Below are 21,709 nucleotides of genomic sequence, written 5' to 3' on the forward strand. Positions count from 1 at the left end.
CCCGACATGTCCGAACTTAGAGATATCTCCGCGCGCCGCGCCGGCCTGACCGCCGAGCAACGTGCGAAGTTGGCCCAGCGGCTGCGCGGCGCGTGGGCGCCGGACGCGGCGCAGGGCGCTTGCGCCATTGCGCCGCGCGCGCAGCCAGGCGACAGGGCGGAGCTTTCTTTCGCGCAGCAGCGGCAATGGTTCCTTTGGCAGCTCGATCCTGCGAGCACGGCCTACCACGTGAGCGGCGGCCTCGTGCTGGAGGGGCAGCTCGACGCCGAAGCCTTGCGCGCCGGCATTGAAGCGCTCGTGGCCCGCCACGAGTCGCTGCGCACGGTGTTCGAGGAAGGCCGCGACGGCGTGGTCCAACAGGTCATCCTGCCGGCGCATCGTGTCGAATTGCCCTGCATCGACCTGGGCACACTGCCGGCCCATGAGCGTGCGTCGCGGCTCGGCGACGCGGCGCGCGCGGTTTGCGACGCGCCTTTCGATCTGGCGCGCGGCCCCCTGCTGCGCGCGGTGCTGCTCAGGTCGAGCGAGCGCGATCACCGGCTCGTTGTCGTGATGCATCACATCATCTCGGACGGCTGGTCGATCCAGGTGATCCTCGATGAGCTGGCAGTGCTGTACCGTGCGCGCACGCTGGGCCGTGACGCAGAGCTGCCGGGGCTGCCGGTCCAGTACGCCGACTATGCTGCCTGGCAGCGGCGGTGGCTCGAAGGGGGCGAGGGCGAACGCCAGCTGGCGTGGTGGCGGCAGCATCTGGGAGAAGAGCATCCTGTGCTGGCCTTGAGCACCGACCATCCGCGCCGCGGCGACGGCCGCTATTCGGCCGCACGGCACGACTTCAAGCTTCCCGCCGACCTGCTGGCGGTCCTCAAGCGGCAGGCGCAGGCACAAGGCGCGACGCTGTTCATGGCGCTGCTTGCGGCTTTCGGCGTGGTGCTGTTCCGCCACTCGGGCCAGTCCGTGCTTCGCGTAGGCGTGCCCATTGCCAACCGCAACCGGGCCGAGACGGCCGGCGTGGTCGGCTTCTTCGTCAACACGCAGGTGCTGTCCGCAAAGCTGGACGCCCGCATGACGCTGGTCGAAGCGCTGGCGCAGACCCGGGATGCGGCCATCGGCGCGCAGTCGAACCAGGACTTGCCGTTCGAGCAATTGGTCGAAGCGCTGCGGCCCGACCGCAGCCCCGGAATCAGCCCATTGTTCCAGGTGATGTTCAACCATCTGCGGCAAGACCATCGCTCTCTTGAGCAGTGGCCCGCGCTGTCGGTCCGGCGCATGCATCTCGACGAGCGTTCCGTGCAGTTCGAGCTGATGCTGCAGACCTGTGAAAACGAGCGCGGCGAGGTCGACGCCTGCTTCAACTACGCGCCGGAGTTGTTCGATGCGCAGACGATCGAACGCATGGCCGGGCACTGCCTGGCAGTGCTGCGTGCGCTCGCGCTGCAGCCTCGGCAGGCGATCGGGGACGTGTCCCTGATGAGTCCAGGCGAGCGCGCGCAGCTCGACCTGTGGAGCATCAACACCCAGGCGCGTGGCGCGCCGGAGCCGGTGCACCGGGCGATCGAACGCCAGGCGCGGCAGCAGCCCCTGGCGCCCGCGCTGGTCTTCGGCGACGAGGCGCTCGGTTATGCCGAGCTCAACGGCCGGGCCAACCGGCTTGCGCACTGGTTGCTTGGCCAGGGCGTGCGCGCCGAGACGCTCGTCGGCGTGGCGCTGGAGCGCAGCACCGAACTGGTGGTCGCGCTGCTTGCCATCATGAAAGCCGGCGGCGCCTATGTGCCGCTGGACCCGGAGCATCCCGCCGACCGCATCGCGTACATGGTGGAAGACAGCGGCCTTGCGCTGGTGCTCACGCACAGCCGCGTACAGCTGCGCTTGCATGCGAAGGACGGTGTTCGCCTGGCGGTGCTCGACGCCATCGACCTGGGGGACTGTCCGGCGAGCGACCCTGACGTGCCGCTGATCGGCGAGGGCCTCGCCTACGCGATCTACACCTCGGGCTCGACCGGAAAGCCCAAGGGCGCGGCCAACCGGCACAACGCGCTGCACAACCGCCTGGCGTGGATGCAGCAGGCCTACGGCATCGGACCGGGCGACACGGTGCTGCAGAAGACGCCTTTCAGCTTCGACGTGTCGGTGTGGGAGTTCTTCTGGCCGTTGATGTACGGCGCGCGGCTGGCCGTGGCTGCGCCGGGCGATCACCGCGACCCGGCACGCCTGGTCGAACTGATTCGCCGGCACGGCGTGAGCACGCTGCACTTCGTCCCTTCGATGCTGCAGGCGTTCCTGGCACAGCCCGATGTCGAGACCTGCACGAGCCTGCGGCGCATCGTCTGCAGCGGCGAGGCATTGCCGGCCGAAGCGCAGAACGAGGTGTTCCGCCGTTTGCCTCATGCGGCGCTCTACAACCTCTACGGGCCGACCGAGGCCGCCATCGACGTCACGCATTGGACCTGCGCCGAAGACGGGCGCAGCCAGGTCGCCATCGGCCGGCCGATTTCCGGCGTGCAGGCGCACGTGCTCGACGCGTCCCTGAACCGCGTGCCGCCGGGCATGGCGGGCGAGCTCTACCTTGGCGGTGTCGGCCTGGCGCGAGGTTACGTGAATCGTCCCGGGCTGACGGCGGAGCGCTTTGTCGCCGATCCCTTCGACCCCTCGGGCGGCGGCCGGCTCTACCGCACGGGCGACCTCGTGCGCTGGAACCGCGAAGGCCAGCTCGACTACCTCGGACGTCTCGACCACCAGGTGAAGATCCGCGGCCTGCGTATCGAGCTCGGTGAGATCGAAGCGCAACTGCTCGCGCATCCGCGCGTGCGGGAGGCCGTGGTGGCCGTGCAGCAGGGCGCCGGCGGGTCGAGGCTCGTCGGCTATGTCTCGCTGCACGCGGGACCGGATCTGGCGCCCGCGGCGTTGCGCGAATGGCTTGGCCGCGAGCTGCCGGAGTACATGGTGCCTGCGCTGTTCATGACGCTGGAGCGCCTGCCGCTCAACGCCAACGGAAAGATCGACCGCAAGGCACTGCCCCAGGTGCAGGCCGCCGATGCCGACGGGTTCGAGGCGCCCGGCGGCGCGCACGAAACGATGCTGGCCGGGCTCTGGCGCGAGCTGCTCGGTGCGGGCGAGATCAGCCGCCATGCCCATTTCTTCGAAAGCGGCGGCCACTCCCTGATGGCGGCGCAGCTCGTCTCGCGGCTGCGTGCCGGCCACGGGCTCCAGTTGCCGTTGCGCGAGGTGTTCGAGCACCCGGTGCTGCGCGACATGGCGCTAAGGCTGCGCGGCGCCGGGATGGACGCCGGCAACACGACGCCCGAGCCGCGGCTGGTGCCGGTGGCGCGCGCCCCGCACATGGGCCTGTCTCCGATGCAGCACCGACTTTGGCTCGTCGACCGGCTGGCCAGCGCCGATGCGCGTGCGGCCTACAACATGGCGGCCGCGCTGCGTTTCGATGGCCCCCTCGATCCCGACACGCTGCGGCGTGCGCTCGAGACCGTCGTATCGCGGCACGAAGCATTGCGCACCGTCTACCCCGAAAATGACCAGGGTGAACCCGTGGCTTCGATCATCCCGCCCGGTGTATTCGAGTTGCCATGGAGCGATGTTTCGCCGGTGTTGCCGGAAGACGAGGCGCCGCGCATCGACAGCGCGCTGGACGCGATGGCCGCGCGGCCTTTCGAGCTGGCCTCGGCCCCACCGCTGCGCGCCGCGCTGCTGCACCTCGGCCCGTCCCGGCATGCACTGCTGCTGTGCGTGCACCACATTGCCTTCGACGGGTGGTCGCAAGCCGTTTTTGCGAGCGATTTCGTTGCCGCGTACGAGGCCCTGCGATCCGACAGCCCCTCGGCGCTGCCGCCGTTGCGCGTGCAGTACGCCGACTACGCGGTGTGGCAGGACAGGCTGCTTGAAGGAGCGCGCGCGCAAGACGCGGCGTTCTGGAAGCACTACCTTGCCGATGCGCCGCAGCACACCCGCTTTCCGGTCGACCGCGGGATGCCGGCGGCATCGGCACGCACCGCGGGCAGCGTTCGCCTGCCGGTCGAGCGTGCGCTGGTGGACGCGCTCGTGCCGCTGGCCCGCGGCGGCAAGACTTCGCTGTTCACGGTGATGCTGGCGGCCTTCCTGATGCAGCTGCACCGCGAGGCCGGCGTCGATGACCTGGTGGTCGGAACGGACGTCGCGGGGCGCGACCATCCCGAACTCGAGAAGCTGATCGGCTTTTTCGTCAACGTCGTGCCGCTACGTTCGCGCCGGCCCGTAGCCGCCGGCGGCTTCGCACAGTGGCTGGCCCAGGTGCACGACAGGACGCAATCGGCCCTCGCGCACGCGGCGGTTCCGTTCGACCGCATTCTCGATGCCGCCGGCCTGCCGCGCGCGCAAGGGGGGCCCGTGAGGCTGCTGTTCGTCATGCAGAACACGCCCGCCAGCCATTTCGAGATTCCCGGCCTGCGCATCGACGTGCTGCCGCAACGCGTGCGGCAGGCCAAGTTCGACATTGCCGTGTTCGTCCACGAAGGCCCGGGGGACTGGAGCGCCGAGTGGATCTACGACACCGGGCTGTACCGCCCCGAATCAGTCGGACGCTGGGCCGCCGGCTGGTGCGCGCTGCTGCGGCAACTGGCCGTATCGCCCGATGCGGCGGTCGAACAACTGTTTTCATCACCTGATCGCAAGGAATTCCCAATGAATCCGATGCCGTCGCCCCAGCCCGGCAAGCTGGACAAGCTCAAGAAACTCGCGGCCCGGCCTCCGGCTGCCGCAGCAGCCACGAATATCGCCTCCAGCCCTGCGGCCGCGGGGCCGCGCTCGCAGGTCAAGACCTCGTTCCTTTCCGAAAGGCGCGAGTTCCCGCTCGTCATCGAGCCCGCGGGCAACGACTTCGACGCGATCGCCTGGGTGCGCGAGCATCGCGGCTTCGTCGACGATGCGCTGGCGCGCCACGGCGGGCTGCTGTTCCGTAACTTCGGCCTGGCGACGCCGCAGGACTTCGAGGCCTTCGCCGAGAACGTCGAGCCCGAGCTCTACGGCAGCTACGGCGACCTGCCCAAGAAAGAGGGCGGACGCCGCACCTACCGCTCCACGCCATACCCCGAGCGGCAGATGATCCTGTACCACAACGAGAGCTCGCACATGGAGCGCTGGCCGCGCAAGCAGTGGTTCTACTGCGAGCTGCCGTCGCCCGTGGGCGGCGCGACACCCATCGTCGATTGCCGCGAGATGCTGCGCCGCCTGCCGGCGGAGATCGTCGAGGCCTTCGAGCGCAAGGCGCTGACCTACGTGCGCACCTTCACGCCGCACCTGGACGTGAGCTGGCGCGATTTCTTCAAGACCGACCAGCGCGCCGAAGTCGAGGCCCGCCTCGCCGCCGGCGGCATCGAATGGCGCTGGCTCGACGAAGAAACGCTGCAGACCCGCACCCATTGCCCTGCCGTCATGAAGCATCCGCTGACCGGCGAGCGCGTGTTCTTCAACCAGGTGCAGCTGCACCACCCCGCCTGCCTCGAAGCCGACGTGCGCGAGGACCTGCTCGCGCTGGTTGGCGCGGAACGCATGCCGCGCCACGTCTGCTACGGTGACGGCACGCCCATCGCCGACGAGACCATGGCCATCGTGGGCCGAACCTACGAAGCCTGCGCGGTGCGCTTCGACTGGCGGCAGGGCGATGTGGTGATGCTCGACAACATGCTCGCGGCCCATGCACGCGATCCCTACCAGGGGCCACGCAAGATCGTCGTGGCCATGGGCGCGATGTTCGAACGCTCGGCGCTGCGTGCGGCTGAAATGGCGGTGAACGAATGACGGCGCCGGACCGGTTCGAGAACTTCAATGCGGCCTGGTCGCTCAGTCCCGAGCAGCGCGCCGTGCAGGCCATGTACGGCGACGCGGCGGTGCAGCCGCTGGTGATGTCGGTGGAGATCGAGGGCACGGTCGATGCGGGGCAGCTGTGCACCGCCGTGGCGGGCGTGCTGCACGCCTCGCAGGCGCCGGAGGGCGGCGTGGTCCTGTCGGAACTCTCCGCGCTGGATGCATCGCGGCATCGGCTGACGCTGGCCGCTCATCCGCTGGCGGCCGATGGCGGCAGCTTGGCGACGCTGTTCGCCAGGATCGCCGATGCCCACCGCGGCATACCCGCCGAGTCGACCGAGCCCTTCCAGTACACCCAGTTCGCAGCCTGGCGGGAGGCGCTGGCGCAGGACGACGGAGAAGAAGACGCCGTGCAGGGCCGCGCCTATTGGGCCAGTCACATGCCGGCCACCGAAACACTGGCGCCGCCGCGCCTCGCATTGCGCCAGGCAGAGGCCGTCGCGACGGCCTCGGTGCCTGCGGCACGCCGCATGGTGGCGCGCGCTCTCGACCACGACCTGCTGGCGAGCATCGGCGCGCTGGCCCAGGCACACGGCATGCAGGCCGCGGGTGTGCTGCAGGCCGCCTGGTGGGCTCTGCTCGCCCGTGTGACGGGTTTTTCCCGGTTCGCAGGTGGCTGGCAACACGATTGCCGGCGCGACTACGAAGTGATGCAGGGGGCCATTGGCGTCTATGAAAAGGTACTGCCGGTGCATGTGGAGCTTGCCGCGGATACGCCGTTCTCGGACTGGCTCGCCCGCTTTGGCGCGTTGGCCCGCACGCACGTCGAGGCGCAGGAATACTGGATGCTCGATGTGCCCGCCGACGCGGCGCATCTCGCCGTCGGATTTGCGCTGCACGCGCCCGCCGCACCGGGCAGTACCCATGCGGACTGGCGGGTGACGCAGCGTCCGGGGCCGTTGCCATGTTTCGAACTGGCGCTGGAAGCCGACTGGTCGGCGCAGGGCGTCACGCTCGCGCTGCATGCCGATGAACGCCGCTATGGGCAGGCCGCATCGGAGCACCTGCTGCGGCAGTTTCTCTGTCTGCTGCAAGGCGTGGCCGACATGCCCGCGGCGCCGGTGCAAGAGCTGCCGCTGACCGATGCCGAGGAGCGCAAGGCGCTGCTCGCGCTGGAGGGCGTGTCGCTGGACGTGGGCACGCAGGGCATTGCCGACCGCATCGCGCATTGGGCGCGAACCACTCCCGACGCGCCGGCCATCGAAGACGGTGACCAGTGCCTGAGCTACGCCGCGCTCCATGTCCGCGTCAATCGCATGGCCCGCTGGCTGCAGACGCAAGGCGTGGTGCGCGGTTCGCTGGTGGCGCTCGCGCTACCGCGCTCGCTCGACCTGCTGGTTGCGATGCTCGCGGCTTGGCGTGCGGGCGCGGGCTACCTGCCGCTCGAACCCGAATGGCCCGGGGCGCGCCGCGCCGCGGTGCTGGCCGATGCGCAGCCCGCCTTGCTGCTGCAGGCCGAGCCGATGACGCAGGACATCGTCGGGACTGCCTGGCGCGTGGCGGTGGCCGCCGACATCGACCTGTCCGGCTTCGACGTCACCGCGCCCGATGTCCAGACCGGGCCGCAGGACCTGGCCTATGTGCTCTACACCTCCGGCTCGACCGGGCGCCCCAAGGGTGTGGTGATCGAACAGGCGCAACTGCTCAACTACGTCGCGGCCGTCTCAAGGGAAATGCAGTTCGAGCAATTCCATCGCTGGGCACTGACGAGCACGGTGGCGGCCGACCTCGGCAACACCGCGCTGTTCGGCGCCTTCTTCAACGGCGCCTGCCTGGTGGTGGCGGATGCACAGGCCACGCACGACGCCGCGGCCTTTACGCGCTTCATGGCCGCGCACCGGATCGACGCGCTCAAGATCGTGCCGTCGCACCTCGAGGCATTGCTCGAGGCCGAGGCGCCGGTGCTGCCCCGGCTGCTCGTGCTCGGCGGCGAATCGGCATCGCGCCTGCTGCTGGAGCGCATCGCGCGCCTGGCGCCTTCGTGCGCCGTCTACAACCACTACGGGCCGACCGAAACCACGGTCGGCGTGATGGTGCACAGGCTCGACATCGCTGGGTCGCTGCCGGATGCGGCGCCACTCTCCCGCGTGCTGGCCAACAACCGCGTGCGCGTGCTCGACGCCTCCCTGCGGCTCGTGCCGGTCGGGGTGCTGGGTGAACTGCATATCGGCGGCGCGCAGCTGTGCCGCGGCTACCTTGGTGGCGTCTCGCCCGATGCCTTCGTCGAAGACCCCTTCCGCCCGGGCGAGCGGCTCTATCGCACGGGCGACCTGGCGTGCGTTCTGCCTGACGGCTCGGTGCGCATCGCCGGGCGGGCGGACCACCAGCTGAAGGTGCGCGGCTTTCGCGTCGAACCCGGCGAGATCGAGGCCGTGCTGCTGGCGCAGGAGGGCGTGCGGCAGGCCGTGGTGCTGCCTGTTGCCGCTGCCGCGGGCGGCGTGGAGCTGGTGGCCTGCGTGGTCGGCGACGTGCATGCGCTTCGCGAGCGCCTTGGCGCGCTGCTGCCGGCGCACATGGTGCCGTCGCGCTGCATCGAGGTGGCGGCCTTCCCGCGGCTGGCCAACGGCAAGGTGGACCGGCTCGCGCTGGCTCGCACCGCGCCCCGGCTGGAAGAGGCGAAGCCCGTGCAATCGCCCGGCGACGCGCTCCAGCACCTGCTTGCCAGCGGAATGGCCGAGCTGCTCGGACGGCCGGCCATCGGTGTCGACGACGACTTCTTCGAACTCGGCGCGCATTCGCTGCTGGCCATCAAGCTGGCCGCGCGCATCCGCCGGCTGCTGCGTGTCGACATCGCGCCGGGGCTGGTGTTCGATCACCCGAGCGCGTCCTCGCTGGCCGAGGCTGTGCGCAGCGCCAGCACCGACCGTGCGCAAACCGAGCAACTGGCTGACGCCTGGCGCCTCGCCTCCGAGGCTGCCGTCTCTTGAACAGGAAAAACGTTTGATGAACGAGATGAAGAAGATGCCGGCGGGCACCGATCCGGATGCGATCGTCGCGTGCACGGTGGCGGGGGAGGCGGTGGCGATGTCTTTCGCCCAGCAGCAGCTCTGGTTCCTGCAAAACCTCGAGCCGCAGCTCACGGCCTACAACCTGCCGCGTGTGTTTCGCCTGACGGGCCCGCTGAACGACGAGGTGCTGGAGCGCGCGTTCCAGGCGCTTGTCGAGCGCCATGCGGTGTTGCGCACGCGCTTCTTCAGCCGCGACGGTGCGGCCCTGCAGCTGGTGCAGGACAGCGCCCCATTCCGGATCGAGCGCATCGACCTGAGCGGCGAGGCGGCGGCGTCGCGCGAGGCCAGGCTCGAAGATGCCGTGCGGCGCACGGTCTCGCACGTCTTCGATCTCAGCGTGGCGCCGGCGCTGGTGGCACGGCTGGTGCGGCTCGGCGAAGAGGAGCACGTGCTCGCGATCTGCCTGCATCACATCGTCTCGGATGCCTGGTCCAATCCGATCCTGGCCAAGGACCTGGCCGATGCCTATGGCGCTGCGCTGCGCGTGCCGGGCCCTGTTCGCCTGCCGGCCCTGCCGCTGCAGTACGCGGACTATGCGCAGTGGCAGCGCGCCCGCGAAGCCGGCGGCGGGATGCAGCGCGATCTGGACTACTGGAACGCGCACCTGGGCGCCGGGGTGCCGGCGCTCGAGCTGCCGACCGATCATGCGCGGCCGGAGCGGCTGGGCTTCGACGGCGCGGTGATGGATTTCGGTCTCGACGGCCCGCTGTGCGAGGCGCTGCAGAAACTTTGCCGGGCCGAACGCAGCACGCCTTTCGTGCTGCTGTTCGCCGCATGGCAGGTGCTTCTGGCGCGCTACAGCGGCCAGTACGACTTCGCCGTGGGCGTGCCTTCGGCGGGGCGGCACCGGGAGGAACTGCACGGCCTGATGGGCTTCTTCGTCACGACGCAGGTCTTTCGCGCACGGCTGACGCCGCGCATGCCGCTGCGGGACGTGTGCCGCCAGGTGCGTGCCGACGTGCTGGCCGCGCTCGACCATGCGGACCTTCCCTTCGATGTCCTGCTGGCGAGCCGGAACGACCGCCGGGAGGCCGGCCGCAGCCCCTTGTTCCAGGTCATGTTCGGCCTGCAGATGGACGACGGCAGCCAGGGCCCGACCTTCGAGGGCCTCGATGTCGGGCCTGTGATGGCGCCGCATCGCAGCGCGAAGTTCGAACTGTCGCTCGACGTCACCATTGCCGGCGGGCGCGTCGGTGGCCGACTCGAATACAACACGGCGCTCTATGAGCCGGAGACCGTCGATCGCCTGTCGCGGGCTTATGTCGAGGTGCTGCGGCAGATGGTGGCCGACATCGAATGCCCGAGCGGCAACTTCACGCTGTCGGACGCCCCGGACCTGCAGCGCCTGAAGCAATGGGAGGGTGGCGCACGCCAGCGCCACGACGTCGAGCCGATCCATTGCCTGTTCGAACGCCGGGCCGCCGCGCGGCCCGGCGCCGCGGCGCTGAGCTTCGAGGGCCGGACGCTGGACTATGCCGAACTGAACGCGCGCGCCAACCGGTTGGCGCACCACCTGATCCGCTGCGGTGTGAAACCCGAGACGCGGGTCGGCATCGCCATGGAACGGTCGACCGAGATGGTGGTCGGGCTGCTCGCGATCCTGAAGGCCGGTGGCGCCTACGTGCCGCTCGACCCCGACTATCCGCGCGACCGCCTGGCCTACATGGTCGAAGACAGCGGCATCGCGCTGCTGCTCACGCAGAGCTTCGTGCGGGAAAATATTCCCGTCGGCGAGACCGTGCAGGTATTGGCGCTCGACACGCTGGACCTTGGCGGCGAGCCCGCGCACGACCCCGGTGTCGGGGTCGGTCCCGAGAACCTGGCCTATGTGATCTACACCTCGGGGTCGACCGGGCGGCCCAAGGGCGCGCAGCTGTGCCATCGCAACGTGGCGCGCCTGCTGGCCGCCACCGACGGATGGTTCCGCTTCGGGCCCGACGACGTGTGGACGATGTTCCACTCCTATGCCTTCGACTTCTCGGTGTGGGAGATCTTCGGCGCGCTGTGCACCGGCGGCAAGCTGGTAGTGGTGCCGTTCTGGGTCAGCCGCTCGCCGGAAGACTTCCTGTCGCTGCTGCGCACGGAGCGCGTGACGGTGCTGAACCAGACCCCTTCGGCGTTCGGGCAGCTCACGCGCCTGCCCGCGCTGGCCGAAGGCGGCCTAGCGCTGCGCTGCGTGATATTCGGCGGCGAGGCGCTGGAGCCCGAGACCCTGAGGTCGTGGATGGACCGCTTCGGCGACGAAACGCCCAGGCTGGTCAACATGTACGGCATCACCGAGACAACCGTTCACGTCACCTATCGGCCCATTACGCGACGCGACCTCGACGGCGGGCGCAGCCCCATCGGCGTGCCTATCCCGGATCTGGGCCTGCGAGTGCTGGACGGCGAACTGAATGCCGCACCGATCGGTGTGCCAGGCGAGCTGTACGTTGCGGGCGAAGGGCTTGCGCGCGGCTACCTGCGGCGGGCGGCACTGACATCCGAGCGATTTGTCGCGGACCCGTTCGACGCGCGCGGCGGGCGCCTGTACCGCACCGGCGACCTGGCGCGCTGGAACGGGAAGGGCCAGCTGGAGTACCTGGGCCGCATCGACCACCAGGTGAAGGTGCGGGGGTTCCGCATCGAGCTGGGCGAGATCGAGGCGCAACTGCTGGCGCAGCCGGAAGTGCGCGAGGCCATCGTGGTGGCGAAGGACGGCTCCGGCGGCGCGTGGCTGGCCGGCTACGTGTCGGCAAAGGCCGGGCAGTTTCTGGAGGTGGCGGGCTTGCGCGAACGGCTGGCCCGGCAGTTGCCGGAGTACATGGTGCCCAGCGTCATCGTCGAACTGCAGGCCCTGCCGCTGAACGCCAACGGCAAGGTCGACCGCACGGCGCTGCCGGCGCCGGAGTTCACCGCGAGTGCCGCGTACGAGGCACCGCAGGGCGAGTTCGAGGAAGCCCTGGCCGCCATCTGGGCACAGGCGCTCGGCGTGGAGCGGGTCGGGCGCAACGACAATTTCTTCGAGCTGGGCGGCCATTCGCTGATGGCGCTGGGCCTGCTCGAACGCATCCGCGCGAAAGGCTGGACGGTGCAGGTCCGCACGTTGTTCCAGTGGCCGCAGTTCGCGCGCTTCGCGCAGGCCGTGGAACAGGAGCAGCTGCAGGCTCGTCGCGAAGTGGTCGTGCCGCCCAACGGCATTCCCGAAGGCTGCGGGGCCCTCCGGCCCGAGATGGTCACGCTCATCGCGCTCGATGCGCCGCAGCTGAGGCGCATCGAGGCCGCGGTGCCCGGTGGCGCGGCCAACATCCAGGACATCTATCCGCTGGTGCCGTTGCAGGAAGGCATGCTTTTTCACCACCTGCTGCAAACCGAGGGTGATGCGTATGTCACGTCGAGCGCGCTGGGCTTCGACAGCCGCGAGCGGCTGGAGCAGTTCGTGGAGAACTTCAACGAAGTGATCGCCCGGCATGACATCCTGCGCACCGCGGTGCTGTGGGAAGAACTGGCCGAGCCGGTGCAGGTGGTGTTCCGGCATGCCCGGATGCAGCTGCGGTGGCTTAGCGAGGTGGCGCCGCCCGAAGGCGCCGCGGCATCATCGGATGCTGCAGAACGACTGGCTCTCTACGCGGCCCCCGGGCGCTACCGCATCGACGTGCGCCAGGCGCCGATGATCCACGCTGTCGCGGTGCACGACACCGTGCGGCAGCGATGGCTCTTGCAATTGCTCAATCACCACCTGGTGGACGACAACACCACGCTGAAGCTGGTCGTGGAGGAGATTGCACTCATCCAGCAGGGCCGGCGCACCGAACTGTCGGTGCCGGTGCCGTTCCGCCGCTTCGTGGCGCAGGCCAGGCTGGGCATGAGCCGGGCGGAGCATGAGACCTTCTTCGGAAAGCTGCTGGGCGACGTCGAGGAGACTACGGCACCGTTCGGCCTGCTCGATGTGCAGGGGGACGGATCGCTGGCCGAAAGCGTGCGGCAGCAGTTGGAGCCGGCGCTTGCCGCGCAGGTGCGGCAGCAGGCGCAGCGTTACGGCGTGAGCTCCGCAACGCTGTTCCACCTGGCGTGGGCGCTGGTAGTGGCAAGAACCACGGGCCGCGACGACGTCGTGTTCGGCACCGTGCTGTTCGGCCGCATGCAGGGCGGTGAGCGGGCACTGGGCCTGTTCATCAACACGCTGCCGCTGCGCGTGCGGCTGGGGGCGCAGACCGTCGAGGAGTGCCTGCGGCAGACGCATGCGGCGCTCAGCGGGCTGCTGCATCACGAGCATGCCAGCCTCTCGCTGGCCCAGCGCTGCAGCGGGCTTTCCGGCGGCGCACCGTTGTTTACCGCGCTGCTCAACTGCCGCCATGCAACGCAGGGCCGGAGCGAGCCGTCGGACGCATGGGCCGGTGTCGAGATGGTCGGCAGCCGCGAGCGCAGCAACTATCCGCTTGCGATGTCGGTGGACGACATGGGTGAGGGATTCGACATCGGTGCGCAGGTGACGGCCACTGTCGGTGCGCGGCGCGTCTGCGGCTTCATGCAGGAGGCCGTGCGCGCGCTGGTGACCGCGTTGGCTGTGCATCCATCGCAGCGCATGTCCGCACTCGGCGTGATGACCGGCGACGAAAAGGCGCTGCTGAGCCAGTGGGGCGTGAACCCCGCCGCAGCGTCGCAAGAGACCGGCGCGAACGGCGAGGCACAGACCGTCATCGGCGCATTCGAGCGTCGCGCACGGACCCAGCCTGATGCCGTGGCGTTGCTCTTCGATGAGCTGGCGCTGACCTACGGTGAACTGAACGAGCGTGCCAACAGGTTGTCGCACCGGCTGATCGCGCTGGGTGTGCGGCCCGAGGCCAAGGTGGGAATTGCAGTGGAGCGCTCGGTCGAGATGATGGTCGGCCTGCTCGCGATCCTGAAGGCGGGCGCCGCCTACGTGCCGCTGGACCCGGAGTACCCCGAACAGCGGCTGGCCTACATGCTCGAGGACAGCGGCGTGGCGCTGCTATTGACGCAAGGGCGCATTCGCGCGCGCGTGCCCGGCAGCGAGGGGTTGACGGTGCTGGAAATCGACACGCTGGATGTCAGCGGCGAGCCCGGCCACGACCCGCGCGTGCCGTTGCATGGCGAGAACCTGGCCTATGTGATCTACACCTCGGGCTCGACCGGCAAACCCAAGGGCGCAGCGGTTCGCCACGGCGCGCTGTACAGCTGCATGCGCTGGATGCAGGACACCTACCATCTCACCGAGGCCGACACGGTGCTGCACAAGGCGCCGTTCGGCTTCGACGTGTCGGTGTGGGAAATGTTCTGGCCGCTTACCGCGGGCGTGCGGCTGGTGGTCGCCCGGCCGGACGATCACCGCGACCCGACCCGGCTGGTGGAATTGATTCAGCGCCACCAGATCACCACGCTCAACTTCGTGCCGTCGATGCTGCAGGCCTTCCTGGCGCACGACGGCATCGAGGCCAGCACGCGTCTGCGCCACATCATCTGCGGTGGCGAGGCAATGCCCGCGGCCACCCAGAAAGAGGCGCTGGAACGCTTGCAGGGCGCGAGCCTGCAGAACCTGTACGGCCCGACCGAGACGACGATCCACGTCACGCATTGGGCCTGCCGCAACGACGGGCAGAACCAGGTGCCGATCGGCCGGCCGATCTCGCAGACGCAGACCTACGTGCTGGACGCCGGGCTGAACCTGGTGCCGCAAGGCGTGGCTGGCGAGCTCTACCTGGGCGGCATCAGTCTGGCGCGGGGCTACTTGAACCGACCGGGCCTGACGGCCGAGCGCTTCGTCGCCGATCCGTTCGACCCGCAGGGCGGTCGCCTCTACCGCACCGGCGACCTGGTGCGCTGGAGCGCAGCAGGGCAGATCGAGTACCTGGGCCGCATCGACCACCAGGTGAAGATCCGCGGCCTGCGGATCGAACTGGGCGAGGTCGAGGCGCAACTGCTGGCTCAGCCCGGCGTACGCGAAACCGTGGTCGTGGCGCGCCAGGGGCAGGGCGGCACACGGCTTGTGGGCTACGTCGGCGCTGGCGATGCCATCGACGTCGGGCAGCTCAGGGCGGCGCTGGGCCGGGTGCTGCCCGACTACATGGTGCCCGCCGCCATCGTGGTGATGGAGAAGTTGCCGCTGAACGCCAACGGCAAGATCGACCGCAATGCGCTCCCCGAGCCCGAGCTTACGGGCGCAGACGATGCTTACGAGACCCCGGAAGGCGATGTCGAAGCGGCGTTGGCGCGCTGCTGGGGCGACGTGCTGGGTGTGCCGCGCGTGGGCCGCAACGACAACTTCTTCGAACTCGGCGGTGATTCCATCCTCAGCCTGCAGATCGTGGTGCGCATGCGCAGGGCGGGCTGGCGCATCACCCCGCGGCAACTGTTCGAGCGGCAGACAGTGGCGCAACTGGCGGCGGTGGCGGAAACGTTGCAGGATGCGCCACGCCGCCTGGCCAGCCAGTTGGACGGTGACGTGCCGCTGCTGCCAATCCAGGCCGACTTCCTGGGCAAGGGCCTGCCCGTGCCCAGCCACTGGAATCAGGCCATCCTGCTGCAGCCTCGCCGCAGGATCGACCTGACAGTCCTGCGCCGAGCATTGGAAGCCGTGGTCGTGCATCATGATGCCTTCAGGCTGCGCTTCACGCGGGGTGCCGGCGGCGAGTGGACCCAGCGCTACGAAAACGTTCCGGCGAACCAGCTGCAGGAGTTGCTGTGGGTGCGCAAGGCGAGGGACGGCGCGCAGATCGAAGCGCTGTGCGACGAGGCCCAGCGCAGCCTGGACATCGAGCGTGGCACGCTGCTGCGCGCGCTGGCGATCGAGGTCGAGGACGGCAGCCAGCGGCTGTTGCTGGCCATCAATCATCTGGCGATCGACGGCGTGTCGTGGCGCATCCTGCTCGAAGACCTTGGCGCCGCCTACGAAGCCGGTGTACAAGGAGCCGCCATCGTGCTGCCCGAAAAGACCAGCAGCTACAAGGACTGGGCGCTGGCGCTGCAGGGCCATGCCGCGCAACTGCTGTCCAGCGGCACTGAGTTGGCGCATTGGCAATCGCTGGCCGACGTGCCTGCGGAACTGCCTTGTGACCGCCCGCACGGCGCAGCCACCGTGGCCGAGCAGGCCGAAATCGAAATGCGCCTGGACCGCACCGCGACCGACGCTTTGCTGAGGGATGCACCGGCCGCGTATCGCACGCAGGTCAACGACATTCTGCTGACGGCGCTTGGTCGTGCGTTGTGCGCATGGAGCGGGCAGCCCCGCGTGCTCATCGACCTTGAAGGGCACGGGCGCGAAGACCTGTTCGAGGGTATCGACCTGACGCGCACGGTAGGCTGGTTCACCAGTGCATATCCGGTGGCGCTGGCGCCGCTGGGCGAACCGGGAGATGCGCTCAAGCGGGTGAAAGAAAGCCTGCGCAGCATTCCGGGCAAGGGGCTGGGCTTCGGCCTGCTGCGCCAGCGCGATGCATCGCGCATGGCTTCATTGCCCAAGGCGCAGGTGGTCTTCAACTACCTGGGGCAGTTCGACGGCGGGTTCGATGAGCAGGCCCCGTGGACCCCGGCCGCCGAGGGCATGGGCGTGACGGTGAACGCGAGTGCACCGCTCGGGCACGAGTTCCTGGTCAACGGCCAGGTGTATGCCGGCGAACTGGCCTTGCGCGTGATGTATAGCAAGGCGCGCCATGACGCGGCCAGCGTGCGGCAATGGGTAGAGGCGTTCAAGCGGGAACTGCTGGCCCTGATCGCGCATTGCACAGGCGGTCTCGCGCAGGCGCAGGGCGTGACGCCTAGCGACTTTCCGCTGGTGGCATCGATGCCGATGCCGACCCTGGATGCGCTGGTGTCGCAGCTGCCCGTTGCCGCGTCGGAGATCGAGAACATCTATCCGCTCACGCCGGGCCAGCAGGGCATGCTGGTCGAATGCACAATCGCGCCGGCTACCGAGGTCAATGTCGTCCAGACACTGGTGCAGATGCAGGACCTCGATCTCGCGAAGCTGCGCGCGGCCTGGCAGGCCACGGTGGCGCGTCATGCGGTGCTCCGGACCGGATTCCACTGGTTGCCCGATGCCGAGCCTGTGCAGGTGGTGCTCCGCCAGGCGGAAGCGGTCATCGAGCTGATCGACTGGCGTGGCCGCCACGTCGACGAAGCCAGCCTGGAGACCGCATGGGAGGCGCTGTGCGAGCAGGAGCGCGTGCGGGGCTTCGACATGGCGCGTCCACCGCTGGCGCGGTGGACCGTGGTGCAGGTCGACGAGCAGGCCTACCGCTTGGCATGGACCTGGCATCACGTGCTCTTCGACGGCTGGAGCGGTTCCCGGGTGACGGGCGAGCTGTTCGCGTTCTATGCGGGTGAGCGCGTGTCGTCGGCATTGCAGCCCTATGCGGACTTTGTCGGTGCTGTGCGCGCTGCTCGCCATGCAGGTCTGGACGAAGCGGCCTACTGGCGCGGCCGCTACGAGGACATCGGCGGGGCACCTATGCTGTTGTCTAACGTGCCGATGCAACAATGGGCACGCCACGGATGCGGCAGCACCAAGGCAAGGCTCGGCGCGGACACGGTGCGCGCGTTGCGTGCGATGGCGCAGGCCGAGCAGGTGACGATGAACACGCTGGTGCAGGCCGCGTGGAGCGTGCTGCTGATGCAGTGCACAGGCCGCGCAGAGGCCTGCTTCGGCGTGACCATGTCCGGCCGTTCGCTGGAGATGCGTGGCATCGACGACGTGGTGGGCCTGTGCATGAACAGCCTGCCGCTGATGCTGCGCCCCGAGCCCGCCCTGGGCGTGGGCGCATGGCTGCGGCAGATCGTCTCGGCCAACCTCGAACTGCGCCAGCGCGAGCATGCGTCGCTGCCGGCCATCCAGGGGTGGCTCGGCCGCCCGGGGCAGCCGTTGTACGACACGCTGATGATCTTCGAGAACTATCCGGTCGACGAAGCGGTGGCGCGCGGAGCCGGCGCCAGACTGGGCATTCGCGCATCGTCCGATCGCGGGATTCTTGGCGTGCCGCTGCTGTTGATCGTCGAGACCAAAGGCGATGAACTGCTGCTGACTCTGGAATATGCACGCGATGTGTTCGACGCCGAGGGCATGGTGTTGCTGGCCGAACGGATGCGCGACGTGCTGGATGCGCTACGCGAAGGCTCGGAAAGGACGGTGGCGTCGCTGTTGGATGGATTTCCAACGGCTCGCATCAAGCTGCTGAAGCCCTTTGCGCCGACAACCGCCGCTTCAACGCTGCTCATCGATGCGCAAGAGGAGACTTCGCTGGCATTGATGGGTGAGCTCTGGCAAAGTCTTCTCGCGCAGGCTGGCGAGGCCGGCCTTTCCTCTTCGAGGCTGTACGACGGGAATTTCTTCGAACTGGGTGGAGACTCGCTGCTCGCGGCCCGTCTGGTTCTGCAATGGAACGCGCGGACTGAGGCTGGAGCGGCGCGGGTGCGAAAGATGCGGCTCGCCGATGTGTTCGAGCATCCCGTCATGCATGAACTCGTCGCGGCAGTCCAAGCCTGATCTGAGCGACGCCAGGCGCTCCCAAAGAAAAAGCGCCCGCTGCCGATGGCAACGGGCGCTTCGTTCTTGTGCTTACTGCTGGATCAGAACTGGTACTTTGCGGAGGCGACCACCGTTCGCTCGTTGCCGGGATAGTAGTTGTTGTATGCGCGCGAAGCCGTGTACTTGCGGTTTGCCAGGTTGCTTGCCGAGAGCGAGAAGCGCCATGGGCCAGTCGTGTAGTGCACCGTGGCGTCGAGCAGTGCGACGCCGCCTTCGGCCGAGGTGTTGGTCACATCATTCCAGCGTCTGCCGATATAGCGGACCCCGCCGCCGAAGCCGAGGCCGTTGTCCATGGTGTAGTCGATCCACAGGGATGCCGATTGCTTGGGCACTTGGATCGGCATTTTTCCGAGCTCGCTCTGGTTGGCGCTCTCCAGCACCTTCATGTTGAGCACGGTATAGGAGGCGGTGAAGTTCAGGTTACGAGCCAACTCGGCCTTGGCCTCGAGTTCGAGGCCGCGCGAGCGGATGCGCCCGATCTGACGAGCCTCGAAAGTGTCTTGGTCGTAAGTGACCACGTTCGACTTGCGCAGGTCGAAGATGGCGGCGGTGAACGACGTGCGCGAACCTTCGGGCTGGTACTTGATACCGGCTTCGACCTGCTTGCCGCGAGTCGGTTGCAAGGGGTTGTCGTTGAGGTCGACGCCGCTGGTCGGCATGAAAGACGTGGCATAGCTGACATACGGCGCCCAGCCATTGCCGACCAAATAGCTCAGGCCCGCACGGCCGCTGAATTTATTGTCGGTCTGATTTGTGCGGGAGTTGCTGATGCGATTGATGGTCTCGGACTTCACACGATCCTGTCGGCCGCTGAACGTGAGCACCCAGCGATCATCGATCTTGATCTGGTCTTGAGCGTAGACGCCGAGCTGCTGGGTGACCTGGGTGTTGCTGCTCTCGGGAATGAAAGGCTCTTGCACCGGCAGGACGTTGACGGGGTTGCGCAGGTCGAGGCTGGGTGCCGGGCCCGAGAACTCCTTGGAGCTGTAGCGGATACGGGTCGCGTCGACGCCGAACAACAGTGTATGTTCGACGATCCCTGTGCGCACACGGCCCTGCAGCTGTGCGTCCGAGGTCCATTGGCTGTACCTCTCCGGAAAGGAGCGTGCGCTGCGCGTGAGCGTGTAGTTGTCCGGCAGCAGGGCGTCGCGCAGAATGTGCTTGTCGACGCGGGCATTGGAGTAACGCAGGTTGTGGCGCACCGTCCAGTCGCTGTTCACATGGTGTTCGAACAGGTAGCCCAGTGATTCCTGGCGGTTCCGGATGCGGCTGAACTTGGGGTCGCCGCGGACGATGCCAGTGTTGCGGCCCGCGTTGTCCATGACATAGAAGACGTCGTCGCCGGCCTTGTTGTCGAGAAACTCGCCGAGCAGCGTGAACGACGTGTCGGCCGAGGGCTGCCAGCGCAGCGAGGGGGCCAGGTAAGTGCGCTTGTTTGCGAACGGCGTGCCGTCTCCGTAGCGCATCTGCGATTCGGAGTCCAGACCCAGGCCGACCAGTCGGTAGCTCAACGTGTCGCTCGCGACTCCGCCCAGGTCGAAGGCCAGTTGCTTGCGCTGGAAGTTGCCGTACTTCACCTCGATTTCTCGCACGGGAGTTTTGCTCGGCATCTTGCTCACGCGGTTGATGATGCCGCCGGCATCACCCTGGCCGAAGACGACCGAGGCCGGTCCGCGCAGCACTTCGACGCGCTCGACGCCGTAGGGTTCGGTCACGGAATAGGCGGGCAGGACGAGACCGTCGCGGTAGCCGGCAATGCCCGATGTCGCGTCGAAGCCGCGCATCAGAATCCAGTCGATACCACGGGGATCGAAGCCCCAGTTACTGACCGTGACACCGGGTGTGTAGCGCACGGCTTCCATGATGTCTTGGACGCCGCGTGCATCCATTTCTTCGCGCCCGATTACCGAGATCGACTGTGGGACCTCGAGCAGCGGCGTATCGGTCTTCGTGCCAGTCGCGCTGCGCCGGGCCACATAGCCCCGGACAGGTCCGGTGGCGGTTTCCGGCTGTTCGCCGCTCACCGTGACCTCTGGCAGGGTGCTGGATGCACTGGGTGTTTCCGGTGTGCGGACGGTCTGGGCCGAGGCGGAAAAGCCCAGCAGGGCGGTAGCGGTTCCGAAGGCCGCCGCAAGCGAGGCGTTCAGCAAACGTTGGCGAGGCAAGGGGAGAGTGCGCATGGAAAGGACTCGTTGGTGAATGAACCGCGGAGAGTGTAATGAGAATGGTTCTTATTTTGGTGTACGCGCCGCAACACCTGGTCGTGTTTTTGCGACAGTCCTCGGCCGATGCATGCACTTTGAGGCGCAATCGCTGCACGCAGAGGCGGTCGCCTTGGCCTGGAGCCGGCGCGGCGGCGCTGTCGGCTAGGAGGCCGAGGCGCGCCGGACATGCGGCGCCAGCAGGGCCAGGCCCTGGTGCAGTGCCGGGAAGAGGCTGCGATTGAAGTTGTTCCAGCGCAGCTCGAGGATGGTGTCTTCCGGTGCGATGTCGGTGCCGAGCACGTCGAAGATGACCTCGCCCGAATCGATGCCGTTGTCCACGTAGTGCAGCGAAGCGCCGGTCTTGGTGACCGTGGGCGCCGGCACCTTTTCCATGGTGGTCCAGTTCACCACCTTGGTGCCCTGCACGCCATGCAGGGCGTCCAGCGTCGCGCAGGCGCCGCGGCGTTCGTAGGGCGACTCGATGCGCGTGATGCCCGGGTGGATGTTGACCATCTTCCGATGAAAGTGCGCACCGGGCCGCACCAGCTCGTCCAGGATGATCAGGAGGCCGTCGAGCACGACCACGTCGGCCTGCAGGGTCAGCAGCTTGTCGAGCAGGGTGCGCTCGTAGGCGCTCTTTGCCGCCACGCGGTCGGCCGAGTCGAGCGGCAGCCGCCGGTAGGTCGACGGAACCGCATGGAGCATGTCGCGCAGCAGCCGGCCCTGGGCCTGCAGGTCCTTCGGGAAGATCCATTTCCGGTCCGGATGCCATGCGAAGCCGTAGTCCGCGAGCACCGCCTGGTCGCGCGGCGAGTGCGCGTCGTCGTCGTACACGATGCCTTCGAGCGAGTAGGCGTCGCCCAGCGGCGTGCCGTCCAGCGCCTCGGCCAGGTATTCGAGCGGCGACTTCATGTAGCGCTGCTCGCCCTTGAAGTCGATGTACTGGCCGGCCTTGTCGGCGGCGGCGTTTCGCAGGGAAAGGATGTAGACGAGCTTTGCCTTGGACATGGGAGCTGAGGATGTGGGTGGATGAAAGCCGGTTCGGCGAACGGGCGCGGATGGACCCAAGCTGCCGCGGCACCTTCAGGACAAGACGGGGCAGCGCGCGATCTGTTCATCGCGGG

At 68.2% G+C, this 21,709-nt stretch carries 5 protein-coding genes; 3 read left to right on the plus strand and 2 right to left on the minus strand.

The genetic code is table 11. The features are described 5' to 3' along the window. Positions 1-6: 6 nt before the first annotated feature. Genes L1081_RS02285 through L1081_RS02295 form a run of 3 tightly spaced genes read left to right on the plus strand, consistent with a single transcriptional unit; the run spans position 7 to position 18,339 of the window. The gene (locus L1081_RS02285) at positions 7-5,787 is read left to right on the plus strand and encodes a non-ribosomal peptide synthetase (RefSeq protein ID WP_489415005.1); all 5,781 of its coding nucleotides are present in this window, start codon (positions 7-9) and stop codon (positions 5,785-5,787) included. Continuing rightward, positions 5,784-8,780 carry an amino acid adenylation domain-containing protein gene (locus tag L1081_RS02290; protein WP_489415006.1) on the plus strand — a complete coding sequence of 999 codons (2,997 nt, stop codon included), beginning with the start codon at positions 5,784-5,786 and terminating at the stop codon, positions 8,778-8,780. Before L1081_RS02285 ends, L1081_RS02290 begins: the two co-directional genes overlap by 4 nt. 16 nt (positions 8,781-8,796) lie before the next feature. After that, positions 8,797-18,339 carry a non-ribosomal peptide synthetase gene (locus L1081_RS02295; protein ID WP_489415007.1) on the plus strand — a complete coding sequence of 3,181 codons (9,543 nt, stop codon included), beginning with the start codon at positions 8,797-8,799 and terminating at the stop codon, positions 18,337-18,339. A gap of 83 nt (positions 18,340-18,422) precedes the next feature. Here the strand turns inward: L1081_RS02295 and L1081_RS02300 are convergent, their stop codons facing one another. Both L1081_RS02300 and L1081_RS02305 read right to left on the minus strand, forming a co-directional pair. Beyond that, entirely contained in the window at positions 18,423-20,561 is a 2,139-nt protein-coding gene (locus tag L1081_RS02300; RefSeq protein ID WP_489415008.1) for a TonB-dependent siderophore receptor, read from the minus strand. Positions 20,562-20,747: 186 nt separating this feature from the next. After that, positions 20,748-21,593, minus strand: a complete 846-nt coding sequence (locus L1081_RS02305; RefSeq protein ID WP_489415009.1) for a formyltransferase family protein — start codon at positions 21,591-21,593, stop codon at positions 20,748-20,750. Positions 21,594-21,709 lie beyond the last annotated feature (116 nt).

This window comes from Variovorax sp. MSC1_012, from assembly GCF_023667525.1.
In the GTDB taxonomy this organism is placed as follows: domain Bacteria; phylum Pseudomonadota; class Gammaproteobacteria; order Burkholderiales; family Burkholderiaceae_C; genus Variovorax; species Variovorax beijingensis_B.

What these genes read in the sequence shown, in the direction of transcription:
- L1081_RS02300 (WP_489415008.1), bottom strand. Translation starts at nt 20,561, where the DNA reads ATGCGCACTCTCCCCTTGCCTCGCCAACGTTTGCTGAACGCCTCGCTT.
- L1081_RS02295 (WP_489415007.1), top strand. Translation starts at nt 8,797, where the DNA reads ATGAACGAGATGAAGAAGATGCCGGCGGGCACCGATCCGGATGCGATC.
- L1081_RS02305 (WP_489415009.1), bottom strand. Translation starts at nt 21,593, where the DNA reads ATGTCCAAGGCAAAGCTCGTCTACATCCTTTCCCTGCGAAACGCCGCC.
- L1081_RS02290 (WP_489415006.1), top strand. Translation starts at nt 5,784, where the DNA reads ATGACGGCGCCGGACCGGTTCGAGAACTTCAATGCGGCCTGGTCGCTC.
- L1081_RS02285 (WP_489415005.1), top strand. Translation starts at nt 7, where the DNA reads ATGTCCGAACTTAGAGATATCTCCGCGCGCCGCGCCGGCCTGACCGCC.